Origin of the sequence: Parabacteroides chinchillae (assembly GCF_900108035.1) — a bacterium.
GTDB classification, from domain to species: Bacteria; Bacteroidota; Bacteroidia; order Bacteroidales; family Tannerellaceae; genus Parabacteroides; species Parabacteroides chinchillae.
In genome coordinates, this window is record NZ_FNVS01000005.1 from 74,948 (window position 1) to 91,327 (window position 16,380).

Here is a 16,380-nt window from a genome sequence, read left to right on the forward strand (position 1 = left end):
TTAATAAAGTCTGACATCATTAGAAAGATACGTTCAGATTAAAACCGAAACTACGCATAGAAGGGAATGAAGCATATTCTATACCACTTGCATTACCGGTACTATAGGAAGATTCAGGATCATATCCCGGAACATTATTTTTAATCAACCATAAGTTACGTCCTACAAAACTTATTTTCAGATTTGTAAACGGAGTCTTCGCCAACATACGTTTTGGAAAAACATATCCCAAAGTCAATTCACGTAAACGCAAGTTAGTTCCGTCATAAAGGAACTCTTCTCCTGAGCGTGATACGCGTGACCAATATTCCTGCGGATTTACAGCTTTCGTATTTACCTGTCCGTCTTCAGTAACGCCATCCACAACAATACCGCCTGTTCCGGCATACCATTCGTCACGTCCGGCCAATGACATTTCTGTTGTACCATACACAGCACCACGAGATAACGAATTCATATAGATATCACCACCTACACGTAAATCAAGCATAAAGCTGAATGTAATATTTTTGTAAGTAAATGTATTATTCATACTTCCTGTCCACTTCGGTAAATAGTTACCAACCGGATTTTCAGTGTCCATATTGGCTTCCAGTACAGGAAGTCCTTCACTATCTACAATTTTACGTCCCTGATCGTCACGTTTGTAACGATAACCAATAATATCACCATAGCTACCTCCTTCGCGAGCAACAACCTTCACAAAGCTTGTTGAACCTAATTCATAAACAGACAATTCAGGATGTAATTCCTTAATTTTATTTTTATTCTTTGAATAGTTAACTATTACGTTCCATTCAAAATCTTTGGTTCTTACAGGAGTTCCTGTCAAAACAAACTCAATACCCTTGTTCTGAATATTACCGGCATTGATCAAACGAGACGTCTTACCAGTTGTAGAAGAAATAGGTAATGTCAAAATTTGATTGGTTGCATCTTTCTTATACCAGGTAAAGTCTAATCCAACACGATTGTTCAGGAACCGAATATCGAAACCTGCTTCTGTAGATTTAATCGTTTCCGGTTTCAATGTAGACAATGGAATAGTTCCGTTTACTTCTGAGCCTTTAATGCCATCCGCAACATCAAAAATACCATAAGTCGCAGCCAGGCGATACGGATCTGTATCATTACCTACTTCCGCATACGAACCTCTCAGTTTTGCAAACGACAGCCATTCCGGAACATTTACATCATAAGAACGTAACATATCAGAAACAACCCAGCCTAAACCAACTGACGGGTAGAAGAAAGAACGATTTGCACGAGGTAGTGTTGAAGACCAGTCATTACGGCCTGTTACATCCAAGAACACCCAATTGCCATAGCTTAACTGAACAAATCCATAAATAGAGTTCACAGCTTTCTTGCTTAACCAATGGGTTGCCGTCTGCAACTCTCCGTTACTAATAGCAAAGAAATCCGGAATAGCCAAACGGCCGGAATTTTCACTGAATGACTCGTTTTGGGTAAACATCATATTTCCTCCCACACTTACACTACCAGAGAACTTAGATCCCCACCAGTTATCTTGTGTTGCTGTAATCAAAGCATCCGTATTACGTTCGCGGAAATTTGAAGTACCTATATTATAATTACCATGGCCTTTATAATCTTTTGAATAAGGAGTAGCAGCAACCGTTTTACTTTCACTTCCAGACCAATACATATCTTCACCATGACGCAACTTGATAGTTAACCAATCGGTTGGCTGATACTGCAAAGCAATAAAGCCGATAAAACGGTCACGATGATTATTATTTTCGTTGTTCGGAGTAAAATACGGATTTAATACGTAATTGATTTCCTTTGAAGTCCACTGCTTAACAGAGCCATCCGGATTAAACGGATCCTGCATATCCGAATAATGCACACTTCTCGGCATCATCAGATAGTTATTCATCACAGAGGTAGGATCACCAGCAACAGCAGGAGTATTCCACATTTTCTGCTTTACATAATTTACTTTTGTATCCAACGATAGTTTTTTACTCAAGTTTAATGTATTACGGAAATTAATAATATATTTATCCTGATAGTTACTTGGCACAGCACCATCCATACGTTGATATGATACTGTTCCTAAAAAAGTAGCCTTTTCTGTAGCTGCAGATGCTTCTAAAGTATTAGTAGTGGTAACCCCTGTTCCCAGATAGTCCATAATATCATTATCATATGGAGAATATGGACGAGACTGGCCAGTCCAGTCTGTTACACTGCTGCCATCCATTTTCGGTCCCCAGCTATAATTGCCATCCGGATCATATACATTGTTTGTACCTTGTCCGTACACATTCTGCATCTTTGGCTTTACCAATGGACGCTCCATCATTACATTCGAATTTAATGTAATACCTAAACCTTTCGGTTGAGTACCACCCTTTTTCGTTGTAATCATCAATACACCATTACCAGCACGTGTACCATAAAGTGCAGCAGCGGCAGCACCTTTCAACACGGAAATTGATTCAATATCGTCAGGATTTATATCCGACAAACCGTTTCCTGAATCTGAAACACCCCACTCACCGCCGGTTGTTACACCTCCGTTAAAGTTATTAATAGGCACACCATCTACTACAACCAACGGTTCGTTATTTCCGCCCAAAGAGTTATTACCACGAATAACAATACGGCTGGATCCCATACCGCCATTACCACTCTGGCTAACCTGTACACCGGCAATTTTACCACTCAAGCTATTCATTACGTTGCTTTCACGAGCTTCTGTCAATGATTCGCCTTTCAGTTCCTGAACTGAATAACCTAATGCTTTTGTAGCACGCTTCAAACCTAAAGCAGTAACAACCACTTCATCCAGATTCTCTGTTTCCGGTTCCATTGTTATATTAATAACATTACGACCGTTTAATGCTATTTCCTGTGTCTTGTAACCAATATAAGAAATTACCAACGTAGCATTCTGAGAAGGAACTTTCATAGCAAAATGTCCGTCCAAATCAGTAATCATACCTGTTGTGGTTCCTTTTACAACGACATTAGCACCAATAATAGGTTCGCCGGTATTATCTTTTATAACGCCCGATACTTCTTTTGCCTGCTGGGTTGAAGAGGTTACAGCGGAAGCTTCCTTCCGGGAAATTATGACCTGGCGATTGTCAATTTTATAAGTGACATCTGTTCCTTTGAAAAGATTATCAAGAATTGCAGTTACCGGTTGTTCCTGCATATTTACATTCACTAATTTGCGGGAATCGAATGTATTATCAAGATAAACAAAAATAAACTCACTATTTTTTTCAATATAACTGAATACATCTTTAATAGTTTTGTTATTCAGTTGTACAGTCAACGTTGTTGACTGTGCATACGTATTCGCTGCGAATACGTCAGTCGTACCCAAACTAGCTATCAAGCAAAGCATACATACCGATTTGGGAATCTTAGGAAGTCTTCCTCTAAATAAAAAATGATTTTTCATACGTTTGTGTTGATTTCTTTAAACAATAATTAGCAAAAAGTTAACCCAAATGCGACCGGATAATACTCAAACACTAAAATATCCGGTTTAACGATTTTACTCTACACCATAAGCATCCTGTTTTTTATAAGTTCATATATTTTTCCTTTTGATTTATTTCCTCAATTTTACCGTTATGGCATTATCCGTATTAGCGAAAGTCAGTGGGGCAGCCGTAGTAACAATACTCATTACATCTTCTACATTATCACGCAAGTCTAGTTTTCCACTGATTGTCATTTTACCCAAATCGGCATCCCAGGCTATCTCTTTGCCATAATAGCGAGATAACCTGGTTAGCACTTTACTTAGTGGTTCGTGTTTGAATATCATCATATTTTGTGTCCAACAAATATATTCGGATGCATCAACTTTACGGGTGCTGACTCCCGTTGGCTGCATACTGAACAATTCATCCGGAGACAATGTTACTTTTTCATTCTTTTTTGTCTCAACTTCTACCTTTCCATTAACCAGAACAACGGAAGATTCCATATCTTCATTATAAGCACATACATTGAATGTAGTACCCAAGACACGAACATCCATATTATCTGTTTTTACATAAAAAGGACGCGATTCATCATGTTTTACTTCCAGATATATTTCGCCGTCCACATATATTTCACGTTTATCTTTAGCAAAAACAGCCGGATAAACAACACGTGTTCCGGAGTTAACATAAATACGCGTACCATCAGCAAATGTTACATTCGTTCTCCTCCCTTTAGGGACAATAATCTGGTTATATACGGGGACTACTGTTTTTTCTTTTTTCTTCGCAATCGTTTGATCGATCTTTTCCGAATTTACGACAATACTACCATCCGGATTGTATTTTACATTTGTATTATCTTCTACATTCAACTTTTGATCATTTGCTGTAACCAACATAATTTCCAGTGAAGAATTTTCAAGAACTGGCAACTTTGTCACGACCTGTGCCAAAGTTGGACTTTGAGGTTTTTCAGAAGAAAATCTAGAAAACATTCCCCCAATAACAAGCAAAACACAAGCGGCAGCCGAAGTAAAATACAATATACGTCTTTGCAGATTACGGCGCTCATAAACGTTTATACGCTGGCTTATCGCGTTCCACGACTCAATCTCGTTTTTGTCAAACGCTTTTGTTTCATAGCGTTTAAATAAGGGAACAATCCGGTTAACAAGGTTTCTGAATTGTTGTTTTTTATTTTGTCTACCTTTAGGCATACTTCTATTATCTTTTCTTATATAAGGAAAACGGGATTTTAACAAATCAGTACTCAATTCACAAGAAAAGTTTTATAAAAAATCACGAGAAGTATTTATCAGACCGTCAATTTCGTTCAATTCCCCTCCATATAATATTGTCGCAACTTTACTAAAGTACGTGATATAAGATTTTTTGCCGACTGATAATTAATTCCCAGAAAATCACCTATTTCATTATAATCCAGTTCACGGATAAAACGTAAATAAACAATCTCCCGCTGCCGGGCAGATAATTTTTCTATTGCTATTTGTAATTTTTTTCTTTGGAGTAAATCATCATCACTTTCCTGGAAATGAGTTAAAAAAAAATCTTCAACGGCAAAGTCGAAGGGCAAATCATCAATCGTCATTTTATCCACATGAACAGACATTTCATCATACAAACGGTTGCGCAATGCACGGATAAGGTAAGAGTTTATGTGTGGTGTTGAAGAAAGATTTTTACGAGTTATATACAGCTTGACAAACATATCTTGCACACAATCCCTTACCAGTTCATAATCAGGCAATAATTTCATGCCATAAGCCAGCAAGGGTTTATAATACAAGCTATAGATATATTCCATAGCCTTCTTATCTCCCGATAAAAAGCAATTCCATAGCTCTATATCCGCTAAATCAGAATAAAGCGTCATCTCTCCCTGTCTCTATCTTCTCTTTTAAGGCCGTTTTTGTATGGCAAGCCAATTAGAATAATCAGTATATAACTTTTCAGCACGTGGTTGACCGATCGAAGCAATAGAACCCGGCTTACTCATTAAGCCGCAATATTGATAAATTAAAACATTCTCCACAAATGGAGAAATATCCGCCAACTGGGCATGAATCCTTTCAAAAGAAGATGGAATAAGCGGACTATTATAAACATCTCCCTCAAAATCGAATACTTCAAGGTCTGCCCACAAACGTGCCCGACCAGCTTTGGCGTGTGCATGATAAAGGGCTTCATAATACTTACCAGCCGTTCCGGCCTTTGCTTTCCGCACTCCAACCTCATCCTGATAAGCCACAATGTCAACATCCAGCCGTTCCAACTGCCGTACGTATTGATCATCTAATCGAATAGATTTAGTTCCATAAGGGGCAATAAGCGTTGTCGTATGAGGAAGCAAATCATGGGCCATACGCGAACAATCATTTACATAGGTAATCGTCGTTTCGTCAATGGTACGGAATAACCCCGATTCATTCGGGAAATACCAACCGTAAAAACTCTTATGATGTCCATATTTTTCTGCAACTTCTTCCATTCCTTTGGCACGAAGAATTGCAACTTCCTTATTGGTCATCATTTTATTTACATCCCGGTAATCCGCCCAAAAATCATTACTTATAAAAAATTTAACATTACATTCGTCAGCCGCACTCAATACGGCTTCCAGCGGGTCCGGACAAGCCAGATCATACATTGGTTGTAATTTGGAAGGATATAAGGTCTTCCCGTTATCTGCTACCGAAAGCAGCACCAGGTATTCCATTCCCAACCCACTGATATCTTTTATCAAAGTCTTCCACTGGTCTGCTGTAAAAGAAGCAAACTGCGGATTCCAATAAGTCCCTTCTATTTCGGAATGATGCTTAAACTCGAACCAGGATCCCATAATAGGCTTTATATCCAAATTGCGTTTGTACTCAAAAGCCTGTAATTTACCAGCCATGCACGCAGAAGCAAGAGCCAGTCCGCTTGTATATATAAATTTTCGTCTATCCATCTTGATTCTTATTTTATATCCATTACCGAAATACCCAAACTTGTTCCCACATACAATTTATTGCCATGTTGTTGCAATACCTGAATTTTATTATCCGGCAGATTACTATTTTCAACCGTATATCTTTTCCATTGTGTACCGTCAAACATATCCAGCCCTCTCCAGGTTCCAACCCAAAGCCGCCCTTTGCTATCCTCAAGAAGTGAAATCACAACATTATCCGACAGCGGAGAATTAGATGTATCATATACTTTTTCCACAACACCTTTCTTATTGAATAAAGCAACGCCTTTGCATGTACCAGCCCAAACACGATCATTCTTGCCGGTAGCTAGGGCGTATACAATATAATCAGGCAACCGGCTATTGTTTACAGTATAACAAGACCACTGACTGCCATCATAAGAAGATAATCCCTGATAAGTGCCAATCCATATTTTATTATTAGAATCACATGCAACGGATAAAATCGAATTATCCGCCAAATTACAATTCTTCGTTGTAAAGTTTGTCCAGTTATCCTGATCCCCCATCATTAATCCATCTCGCCACATTCCTGCCCAGATGCGCCCTTTGGCATCTTCAAACAAAACATTAGCCGATGTCGGTATTCCTTTCACCTTCTCAAAAACCTGCGTTTCTTTATCAGCGCGATATACTCCTTTTCCCCAACCTGACATCCATAGATTATCTGTTTTGTCTACGATAAACGATTCCAGATAAGTATCTTCATCCGAAAGAAGTTTCCATCCTTCCGGCACTTGTTTATAAATTCCGGCATAAGTTGCCACAAACATATTGCCTGCCTTATCAAAAGATATGGAACGGACATCATTTTTAGGCGAATTGTATTCAACAACTTGCAAAGAGGTGAATTGAGCTTGTAAATGACACACAAACAGACAAAAAGAAAGGATTACGAATAGCTTTTTCATGGATAATTACTCTCTAAATAAATTCTGTATTCTGCAAATATACAGAATAATTCCAATCGACAAAATAAAAAAGCTCCCCGACAACATTCATTATCGGGGAGCTTTTTAAATTACTTCTGTTGTCTCACGAGGATTCGAACCTCGACAGACAGAACCAAAAACTGTAGTGCTACCATTACACCATGAGACAATCCGGCGCTTTATCTAAAGCGATGCAAAGGTAACAATAAAATTTTATTCTGCAAGTCTTTTAATAAATTTCTTACTATAGAACTTTATTCATATAGTACGTTTCTGACTGGATTTCATATCAATCATTTTCCGTAACCAACAGATTTCTTTCTTCCTCTAAGTCCTTTATCAGCTTATCCAGGTCCACAACTTGCTGGTTGAGATACACTGTTATATTGTGAATTTGATTTTTACTTTGCGACATAAAAGCAACAAAGTCCATCAGTTCCGTAGTAAGATTTATTACTCTGGTACGGCGGGTAGATTCGTTAACATGTTGCAGATATTGCATAAAACCACCGTACAAAATCGGGATATATTTCTCTCACGGAAGTACGGAACCGCCATCTGTAAAGCTATAGACGAAAAAATCCTACAACCAAACAGGATTGGGGCCACTGCCTCGTCAAACCTATTTAATACTACAAATATACTATTATTATTCAGATAGCTTCTACGTACAAAGAAAAGAGGAACATTAATATTCCACACAGAGATACGGAACCGTTATATTATATAATAGTTGAAAACAAATGGTTCGTAATTCTACAGAAATAAAAAACGTGGCGAATAAATTTCTTCACCACGTTTCATCATATATTTAAATAATATTTACTTCGCAATGAGTAAATAATAATTCTTCTTACCTCTTTGTACCAGCAGATACTTATCATCAAGCAATGATCCGCAATCTATTACAGTATCTGCTTCAGTAAGTTTTTCTTTATTCAAACTCACTCCTCCACTTTGAACCAATTTACGCATTTCTCCTTTTGACGGAAAAACAGAAGCTTTTTCGGTAAACAAGTCCGCAGCCTTGATTCCGGCAGAAAGTTCAACACGGGATATTTCAAATTGAGGAACGCCATTGAATACATCCAACAACGTATCTTCATCCAGTTTCTTTAAAGTCTCAGATGTGGAGTTTCCGAACAAAATATTAGAAGCCTCTACAGCCGCTTCATAATCTTCTAAAGAGTGAACCATAACAGTCACCTCTTTTGCCAGACGTTTTTGTAACGGACGTAAATGAGGAGCTGCTGCCTGCTCTGCTTCTAAAGATGAAATCTCTTCTTTATCCAGAGCCGTAAATATCTTGATATATTTTGCGGCATCGTCATCACTTACATTCAGCCAGAACTGATAAAATTTGTAAGGAGAGGTATAACGACGGTCCAGCCAAACATTTCCGGATTCAGTTTTACCAAACTTGCCTCCGTCGGCTTTCGTAATAAGCGGACATGTTAAGGCAAAAGCCTCACCGCCCAATTTACGACGGATCAATTCCGTTCCTGTTGTGATATTCCCCCACTGGTCAGAGCCTCCCATCTGCAAACGGCAACCTTCATGTTCATATAAAAACAGATAGTCGTATCCTTGCAACAACTGGTAAGAAAATTCCGTAAACGACATACCGACATTCGAATCCGAACTCAAACGTTTCTTTACAGAATCTTTTGCCATCATATAATTAACAGTAAGATGCTTACCGATATCGCGAATAAAATTAAGGAAAGAATAATCCTTCATCCAGTCGTAATTATTTACCAACTTGGCCGCGTTGGGAGCATCAGAATCGAAATCAAGAAATTTAGCCAACTGCGCTTTGATTGCATTCTGGTTATGGCGAAGCGTTGCTTCATCCAGCAAATTGCGCTCGGCCGACTTCATAGAAGGGTCGCCAATCATACCTGTCGCACCTCCGACCAAAGCGATAGGACGATGCCCAGCACGTTGAAAATGCTTCAGCATCATCACACTTACAAGGTGGCCAATATGTAATGAATCTGCAGTCGGGTCGATACCAACATAAGCGGAAGTCATCTCTTTTTGTAATTGCTCTTCTGTTCCGGGCATCATATCATGAATCATGCCCCTCCATTTTAATTCTTCTACAAAATTCATCGTATTAAATTATATCGTATTAATTATTATACTGTTTTATATTTGAATGAGGGCAAAGGTAAGATTTTTTAATTGAGAATAGGCAACTGACTATTGATAATTATTTGATTAAGCCTAAACGGGCAACGTTTTCCGCCACCTGCTCAACAAGTCGGGACTCTTCAATAAATAAGGCTTCCGCAATTTTCTTATAGACAATACGTACATCCACTGGCTTATCGTCCGTCTCTACAAACAGACGTCCAGGCCAGGCCATTCGCACAGCTTGCAGATTAAAATATTCACCAAACGAAAGATAAAAGCCCTGACGAATCAATTGAGTGGCTAAAATATCATTCCCCCGGAATCCATGAATGATCCACGGCACCCGAGGTTTTATTTTGTTTTTTGCCGCCTCTATTTCCTGCCATGCTTTCACACAATGGATAATCATCGGTTTACAATATTCTTCAGCCAAATCGGCTTGGGCAAGAAAAACATCCTGTTGTAAAAAAACTGATGCTTGTGCCAGTTTATCAAAGCCAGCCTCTCCCAACAACACAACCTCCGGTAAGGAAAGATATTTCTGCAACTCATCCAATTGCCTTTCCACATCATCAATATACCGGGGATGGATTCCACACGAAAAATAGTTCCTTTCGGAAGGAATCCCGGTTTCTTTCGGAAGAAACTCAAATTTATTCCGAAAGGAATCGATATTGACTATTGCAATGTCGTTCGGACGGACAGATGGCTGATGTGTATGTATATCGAAGTATTGCATTTTACGGAACAGGATCGTATCCGCTTCCTCCCCACGGATGGCAACGGAGTATTCGTTTAATCGCCAAATATAAACCTTTTACCGGTCCGTGCTTCTTCAGTGCCTGTACAGCATATTCCGAACAAGTAGGAGTAAACCTGCACGAAGCCGGTGTCATCGGGGAGATACAATATTTATAAAAATAAACCGGCAACAAAAGAAGGACTGTAAAGAAGCGTTTCATTTTATTTATCCCGAAGGATAGCCAATGCTTTATTCATTGCCTTTTCCATATCGGTAAACGGGCGGATTTCTTTATCTAAATAAAGAAAGGCAATCAACATATTTTTATTTTTTTCGGAAAGTGGTTCTATCAAATCATATTTGCGAACTCTATAAGCTTCCCGTACCTGACGTTTTATTAAATTACGTTTTACAGCACGTTTGAATCTTTTTTTGGGGACACTCACCATTATTGAAACAGGAACAGGCATTTCCTCTTCTGTGGGCAAATAGACAACTCGCAATGGAAACGCTACAAACGACTGCCCTTGGGCAAATAATAAATCAATGTAGCGTTTCCATGACAAGCGTTCTTCTTTTGAAAGGGTATTCTTTTTGTTAGTAATCATCCTTTCTTTTTATCACCTAGCTCTTTTTTCAGGAATAATTCCAATGCTGCTGTCATAGAAGGGGCTTCTGGAGTAGGCGCTTCCACATCCAGACGAAGTCCGGCTTCTTTTACAGCCTTTGCTGTTGTAGGGCCAAAGCAACCAATCCTGATATCATCTTGCTTGAAATTCGGAAAATTCTTCAATAAAGAAGAGATTCCGGAAGGGCTGAAAAACACCAGCATATCGTAATCGAATTTTTCATCTTTTGAAAAATCATTACTTACCGTACGATACATGATTGCCTTTGTATAGTTAATCTTCTTAACTTCCAGCATAGAAAATAAATCTTCCTTATGGACATCTGATACGGGAATCAGATATTTTTCCTTTGCATGTTTAGCAATAACAGTAACCAAATCTTCCGGCTTGCCTTGTCCATAAAATATTTTACGCTTTCTATAAACAATATATTTTTGAAGATAAACTGCAATTGCTTCAGTCATACAAAAATATTTCATCGTTTCCGGAATAGTAACTCTCAGTTCTTCACACAAGTGAAAAAAATGATCTATTGCCGTACGGGCTGTAAAAATAACAGCACTGTAATCTAAAATTGAAATTCTTTGCTGTCTGAATTCTTTCGAACTTAAAGGTTCAACCTTGATAAAAGGGCGGAAATCTATTTCCACACCATACTTCTCTGCAATATCGAAATACGGTGATTTCTCTGATGCAGGCTTCGGTTGTGACACCAGCACTTTTTTAATATTCAATGCCATAATAGAGTACTCGTCTCGATAAAATTATACAAATAAAATATACCTTTGTACAAGAATATTAAAGGTAAAATTTCTTGGCCACAAAGGTACAAACTTATATACAATAAACCAGAATTTTTCTTGTGAAATATCCGTATTGTCTTATAAATTATTACAAAACGACATAATATATAGAAAATTGCAAACAAGATTACAGGAACAAAAATATGGGTTCCCACAAAGACCAACCACAAAACCGGAATATACAGCAAAACTCCCCATGCTCCCATAACAGCATTGTAATTTGTCTTCCACAGCTTATAACGTACCGGATCGGCAAACACGCTGCCAAACAAAAAATAAAGAAATTGCTTAAACTGGTAAAACAAAAAAAGAATTATAAAAATAACACCGATAGAAAGCAATACCGTACTTTCTTTCAAATGGTTAATATACCCATAAACTCTTGCTATAGCAAAAAGTGAAACGCTGGTAAGAAATAAGGTCTGAAACAATATAAAATTACGAAAAAACCATTCGCTACCTACCGGTTTTTCAAAAAGGCTTTGTCGTTCTTTCAAAAAAACAATATCTTTCAGCATTTTTATAAATAGACGGAAATTGGAATGGAAAACGATGGAAAACGCTATGAATAGCAGAAGAAGCATGGAAAATATCACATCATCCACCAACTGTCCGTCCCATAAACGTATACCAACATATCCTTCGAATACTCCCATCTATTTCAAAATTACGGTGCAAACTTACATAAAATCTTTATGAAATAAAGTGGAATACAATCCTACCATTCAATAAATTTGCCACGCATACGGCGCTTTTCCAATTCTTCCTGCAAATGGCATTGACGATCTTTAGCAATATAGCGACGGGCAAAAATATTGGGTACGGCCACGCCAAGCGAAATACAAAGAATGATAAGTGCAGAATTAATACCATTAAAAAAAGCGTTGGTCACTTCGCCTACAACTCCATGTAAATTAATGAATGCCAATAAAGAACGGTACATCAATACTCCCGGAATCATTGGAATCACCGAAGGGATAGTCAATACATGATTAGGCACATGAAACCAATGGACAGCCTTTACCGCAATAAGGCTAACCACAAAACTACCCATAAATGAGCCGATTACAGGACCATATCCCAATTCAAAATTTACAAAATTGCGTGTACATACGGCAATGATGCCTCCTACTGCCACCACCCATAACAAACGCCTTTGTATATTGAATATCATAGAAAATCCCATGGCCGAAATAGCTGCCGCAATTGCATAAATATAATACGGGTCGTGAGGGACCATACTTAATTCACTGAATTTATGATCTATTGCAACATCATTCATTACCAATATACGCATTGCAAAAGCAATACCGAAAGTCATTGCCATCACCATCATAGCTGTATTTGCAGCACGTGTGATGCCTACCAGCAAATGATTATCTATCATATCATCCACAAAATTAATCAAAGGAACTCCCGGCACAATAAACAAGGCACAAGCTAATAACGGATGACAAGGTGTATCGGACAATCCGGAATAAGAAGAAGCATAAGCCAGGCAAGTAGAAACAAAGGCTGCAATAGCGATACTCATGTAAACATTAATACCAAATTCTATACAACGCGCACGTATTCGGAATCCGATAAAAGCACATATAGAGGCAAAAAGAAAAGCAATCCAGTCGCAACCAAATAATTTACAAAAGCCTCCACATGCAAAACCTGCGCCGATAGCTACCAGATAGGGTGTGTAATTCCGGGGTTGACAGGCTATTTTTTCCAATTCTTCTTCATATTTATCCAAAGAATAATCATGTTCTATTGCATGCCACGATAACTTACTAACCTGTGAAATCGTAGTCATATTAATACCATGTTTTTCACATTTCTGGAATTTGGAAAATGAATGCCTGTCATCACTCACATTTACAATAATCATCGTCCACCGGATATCCAAATGCAATTTTTCTTCAGGAATACCCATAAAAGCAGCTACACGCTTCATATTCCGTTCAACACGGTTTGTGTCGGCTGCACTTTCCATAAGTAATTTTCCAGTACGAAGCAAAAGATCTAGTTTACGCCGTAATAAAAATACTTCTTGGTCATTCAAAGAATCACTTTCCATCTTCATCTATATCTTATCTTAATCTTACAAAGACTTATCATCATGTTTTTTTGAAAAATTCTATAATCTTTTTGCATTTGCGTCCTAATCCACGAAGATATAAACCTTTCCGGCCAGACGGCCAGCAGTAAAAGGTCTTTCCTAATAAAAACAAGGCATCAATTCGGAAGCAAATATAGGAATTTTTCGGAAGCCGATTACAAAGAGGAAAACATAAGAACCTATTTTTTATATCGAAGCCAAAAACAAATCATCCCGATGATTTAAAAAAAAGATCGGGATGATTTGCAAAAAAGATCGGGATGAAATTATAAAGCTTCTTTTATTATTTCTCCTACGGTAGGATGAGGGAATACGATAGACTTCAATTCTTCGGCCTTCATACCTTTTTCAATAGCTATACCGGCAATCACAATCAACTCGGAAGCCGGATTACCTAATAAATGGGCACCAACTATCGTTTCATCTTCCAGAAGCACTAATTTGCAAACACCATTACCCATTTCATTTTCTGCTACAAAACGGCCGGAAAATGACATTGGAATCTTTTTTATTATATAAGATATACCTTCCGACCGCACTTCTTCTTCGGTCTTACCTACACCTGCAATCTCAGGATTAGTATAAACAACACCAGGTATGGCCTTGTAACTCATGCCTTCCCCAGCCTTCCCCAAGATATGTTTAATTGCAACTTCTGCTTCGCTCACTGCCGTATGAGCCAACAAAGAAAATGCCGTAATATCGCCACACGCATATACATTCGGTAAAGAAGTCTGCATATATTGGTTTACTTTAATACCATTACGGAACGGCTCAACGTCTAATGTTTCCAGCCCGAAACCTTTTGTCACCGGACGACGCCCCACACTTAGTAATACTTTATCGCCATGTAATGTAAAAGTTTCGCCATCTTTTTCAACAGAAACTTCCGTACCATGTACACCTGTTACTTTATGACTCAAATAGAATTTAATGCCACGTTTTACATATTCGGCCTGTAGCATTTCAGACAACTCCCGATCCATCGGACCAAGTATTTTATCCAACATTTCAACTACGTGCACTTCCGTACCCATACTGTTGAAGAAGGAAGCAAACTCCATACCGATAACTCCACCTCCTATAATGACCAATGAAGCAGGAAGTTCTTTGGATAACAACGCCTCACGACTTGTCCAGTACTCTGTTTCAGACAACCCGGGAATAGGAGGAATAACCGTTTCAGAACCCGTGCATATTAACAGATTAGTTGCTTCAAAAGTATCTTCGCCGCAAAGAATAGTAATCGTTCCATCAGTTGCACGACCTTTTATTTCAGCTTCACCTGCAACCATAACAACTCCATGCCCGGTCATCTTCATACGAATACCGGCTGTCAGTTTCTTAACTACTTTATTTTTGCGGGCAATTATTTTCGGAAAGTCAAAAGAAGGATTTTCAGCAGATACGGCATACTTGGAAGCATGTTTGATCGTATCATACATTTTAGCCGAATAAAGGAGTGTTTTTGTAGGAACACATCCTTCATTCAAACAAACACCTCCCAGTGCGTTCTTTTCGAAAAGAACGGTAGAAAGACCCGCTGCAGCCGCTTCTCCGGCAGCCGTATAACCGGCAGGACCTCCACCGATTATGGCAACATCGTATTTCATGTTTTCAGATTTAATTAAGTTTTATATTAGGATTAACTTTCAGCAATGCAAATGATTTATATCACAGGCTCCTTGATCTGTATATCAGGATTATGTTTGCGAAGTAATTTTAGAAATTCTTTTTTATTAGTTGGAGAAACCAGCATCCATTGGAAACCGTTTTTATAAATAATAAGGCGGTCAAGAGAAAGAGCATAACTGGAAACCGGCATCACAGTTGTCTCTACGGCTGTTATATCCGAAACAGCAATACGTTTTTCGGGAAAAATGCTGCAATGTACTACCAGTTGTCCGTCTTCCGTTATTTTATACCACGTATTAAGCAACATGTGTATTAATAACATACAAGTTAACAATCCGACAATCATACCGGCAACATTCGTACTCAGAAACGCCCTGATGCAAACGGCTATTATAATTAACAGTCCCAAATGAAACCACCAACCAACTTTTGATTTAAATACTCTATCCATCTTTCCTCAAATTTGGCGCAAGGTAACGAAAAAGATTCATATAAAGCCTATAAATAAACAGGCTGGCAAATACAACTTATATTTTACTTCAGCTTCCCAATGGCCTATTGAATAGCGAATACCAACTGAGGGTAATAAGGAATAAGCATTTTTATTGACAGAAGATTCCCAATACGCTTTAGTTTGAAAATCAGAAGGCAATTTGTCAGTTGAATTTGCACTTCCAGATACCTTATTCTTAAAATGGGTATATTTAAAACCGATACCTATAAAGCCGGAAAGATGAGAATAAATAGGTATATTATAGTCATATCCGGCGCCTACGCCATATACATTCTTTCTTTCCCAATTGTGTTTGATATATTCTTCTCCAGATGAATCTTTATGTTTCCTGGATATCTGAAACGGAACATTCAAGTATAGTTTAATATAAAATGTCAGCAAACCTTCCATATTTTCAGCTCTTCA

Annotated in this window: 16 protein-coding genes; all 16 read right to left on the reverse strand. The window is 38.2% G+C overall.

Annotated elements, in window-relative coordinates; translation table 11 throughout:
- Positions 1-19 precede the first annotated feature (19 nt).
- On the reverse strand, positions 20-3,442 hold the full coding sequence (locus C4S38_RS05195) for a SusC/RagA family TonB-linked outer membrane protein (RefSeq protein ID WP_103982832.1): 3,423 nt from the start codon (positions 3,440-3,442) through the stop codon (positions 20-22).
- Between the two features lie 153 nt (positions 3,443-3,595).
- On the reverse strand, positions 3,596-4,693 hold the full coding sequence (locus C4S38_RS05200) for a FecR family protein (RefSeq protein ID WP_103982833.1): 1,098 nt from the start codon (positions 4,691-4,693) through the stop codon (positions 3,596-3,598).
- Positions 4,694-4,809: 116 nt separating this feature from the next.
- A complete protein-coding gene (locus C4S38_RS05205) occupies positions 4,810-5,370 on the reverse strand; it encodes an RNA polymerase sigma factor (protein WP_103982834.1) in 561 nt (186 codons plus the stop codon).
- A gap of 24 nt (positions 5,371-5,394) precedes the next feature.
- Positions 5,395-6,447, reverse strand: a complete 1,053-nt coding sequence (locus tag C4S38_RS05210; RefSeq protein WP_103982835.1) for a DUF4434 domain-containing protein — start codon at positions 6,445-6,447, stop codon at positions 5,395-5,397.
- An 8-nt stretch (positions 6,448-6,455) separates the two neighbouring features.
- Positions 6,456-7,382, reverse strand: coding sequence for a ligand-binding sensor domain-containing protein (locus tag C4S38_RS05215; RefSeq protein ID WP_103982836.1), 927 nt, complete (start codon positions 7,380-7,382; stop codon positions 6,456-6,458).
- Between the two features lie 310 nt (positions 7,383-7,692).
- A complete protein-coding gene (locus C4S38_RS05225) occupies positions 7,693-7,905 on the reverse strand; it encodes a hypothetical protein (protein ID WP_103982837.1) in 213 nt (70 codons plus the stop codon).
- Between the two features lie 320 nt (positions 7,906-8,225).
- Positions 8,226-9,518 carry a tyrosine--tRNA ligase gene (gene tyrS, locus C4S38_RS05230; protein WP_099464813.1) on the reverse strand — a complete coding sequence of 431 codons (1,293 nt, stop codon included), beginning with the start codon at positions 9,516-9,518 and terminating at the stop codon, positions 8,226-8,228.
- 100 nt (positions 9,519-9,618) lie between these two features.
- On the reverse strand, positions 9,619-10,281 hold the full coding sequence (locus C4S38_RS05235) for a TatD family hydrolase (protein ID WP_103982838.1): 663 nt from the start codon (positions 10,279-10,281) through the stop codon (positions 9,619-9,621).
- A gap of 1 nt (position 10,282) precedes the next feature.
- Positions 10,283-10,504, reverse strand: a complete 222-nt coding sequence (gene yidD / locus C4S38_RS05240; RefSeq protein ID WP_103982839.1) for a membrane protein insertion efficiency factor YidD — start codon at positions 10,502-10,504, stop codon at positions 10,283-10,285.
- 1 nt (position 10,505) lies between these two features.
- Positions 10,506-10,889, reverse strand: coding sequence for a ribonuclease P protein component (gene rnpA / locus C4S38_RS05245; protein WP_099464891.1), 384 nt, complete (start codon positions 10,887-10,889; stop codon positions 10,506-10,508).
- Positions 10,889-11,647, reverse strand: coding sequence for a uroporphyrinogen-III synthase (locus C4S38_RS05250; RefSeq protein ID WP_199163421.1), 759 nt, complete (start codon positions 11,645-11,647; stop codon positions 10,889-10,891). Before C4S38_RS05250 ends, rnpA begins: the two co-directional genes overlap by 1 nt.
- Entirely contained in the window at positions 11,644-12,372 is a 729-nt protein-coding gene (locus tag C4S38_RS05255) for a DUF4271 domain-containing protein (protein WP_103982840.1), read from the reverse strand. The genes C4S38_RS05250 and C4S38_RS05255 overlap by 4 nt, the downstream gene beginning before the upstream one ends.
- Before the next feature lie 62 nt (positions 12,373-12,434).
- Positions 12,435-13,784, reverse strand: coding sequence for a threonine/serine exporter family protein (locus C4S38_RS05260; protein ID WP_103982918.1), 1,350 nt, complete (start codon positions 13,782-13,784; stop codon positions 12,435-12,437).
- Between the two features lie 308 nt (positions 13,785-14,092).
- A complete protein-coding gene (gene lpdA, locus C4S38_RS05265) occupies positions 14,093-15,439 on the reverse strand; it encodes a dihydrolipoyl dehydrogenase (RefSeq protein ID WP_103982841.1) in 1,347 nt (448 codons plus the stop codon).
- 56 nt (positions 15,440-15,495) lie between these two features.
- Positions 15,496-15,912: a PH domain-containing protein gene (locus tag C4S38_RS05270; protein WP_103982842.1), complete on the reverse strand. Its 417-nt coding sequence runs from the start codon at positions 15,910-15,912 to the stop codon at positions 15,496-15,498.
- A gap of 36 nt (positions 15,913-15,948) precedes the next feature.
- Positions 15,949-16,365: a hypothetical protein gene (locus tag C4S38_RS05275; protein ID WP_103982843.1), complete on the reverse strand. Its 417-nt coding sequence runs from the start codon at positions 16,363-16,365 to the stop codon at positions 15,949-15,951.
- Between the last annotated feature and the right edge of the window lie 15 nt (positions 16,366-16,380).

Excerpts from the sequence above, each read along its gene's own strand:
- C4S38_RS05195 (WP_103982832.1), bottom strand. The coding sequence starts at position 3,442 with ATGAAAAATCATTTTTTATTTAGAGGAAGACTTCCTAAGATTCCCAAA.
- C4S38_RS05200 (WP_103982833.1), bottom strand. The coding sequence starts at position 4,693 with ATGCCTAAAGGTAGACAAAATAAAAAACAACAATTCAGAAACCTTGTT.
- C4S38_RS05205 (WP_103982834.1), bottom strand. The coding sequence starts at position 5,370 with ATGACGCTTTATTCTGATTTAGCGGATATAGAGCTATGGAATTGCTTT.
- C4S38_RS05210 (WP_103982835.1), bottom strand. The coding sequence starts at position 6,447 with ATGGATAGACGAAAATTTATATATACAAGCGGACTGGCTCTTGCTTCT.
- C4S38_RS05215 (WP_103982836.1), bottom strand. The coding sequence starts at position 7,382 with ATGAAAAAGCTATTCGTAATCCTTTCTTTTTGTCTGTTTGTGTGTCAT.
- C4S38_RS05225 (WP_103982837.1), bottom strand. The coding sequence starts at position 7,905 with ATGCAATATCTGCAACATGTTAACGAATCTACCCGCCGTACCAGAGTA.
- tyrS (WP_099464813.1), bottom strand. The coding sequence starts at position 9,518 with ATGAATTTTGTAGAAGAATTAAAATGGAGGGGCATGATTCATGATATG.
- C4S38_RS05235 (WP_103982838.1), bottom strand. The coding sequence starts at position 10,281 with ATGCAATACTTCGATATACATACACATCAGCCATCTGTCCGTCCGAAC.
- yidD (WP_103982839.1), bottom strand. The coding sequence starts at position 10,504 with ATGAAACGCTTCTTTACAGTCCTTCTTTTGTTGCCGGTTTATTTTTAT.
- C4S38_RS05255 (WP_103982840.1), bottom strand. The coding sequence starts at position 12,372 with ATGGGAGTATTCGAAGGATATGTTGGTATACGTTTATGGGACGGACAG.
- C4S38_RS05260 (WP_103982918.1), bottom strand. The coding sequence starts at position 13,784 with ATGGAAAGTGATTCTTTGAATGACCAAGAAGTATTTTTATTACGGCGT.
- lpdA (WP_103982841.1), bottom strand. The coding sequence starts at position 15,439 with ATGAAATACGATGTTGCCATAATCGGTGGAGGTCCTGCCGGTTATACG.
- C4S38_RS05270 (WP_103982842.1), bottom strand. The coding sequence starts at position 15,912 with ATGGATAGAGTATTTAAATCAAAAGTTGGTTGGTGGTTTCATTTGGGA.
- C4S38_RS05275 (WP_103982843.1), bottom strand. The coding sequence starts at position 16,365 with ATGGAAGGTTTGCTGACATTTTATATTAAACTATACTTGAATGTTCCG.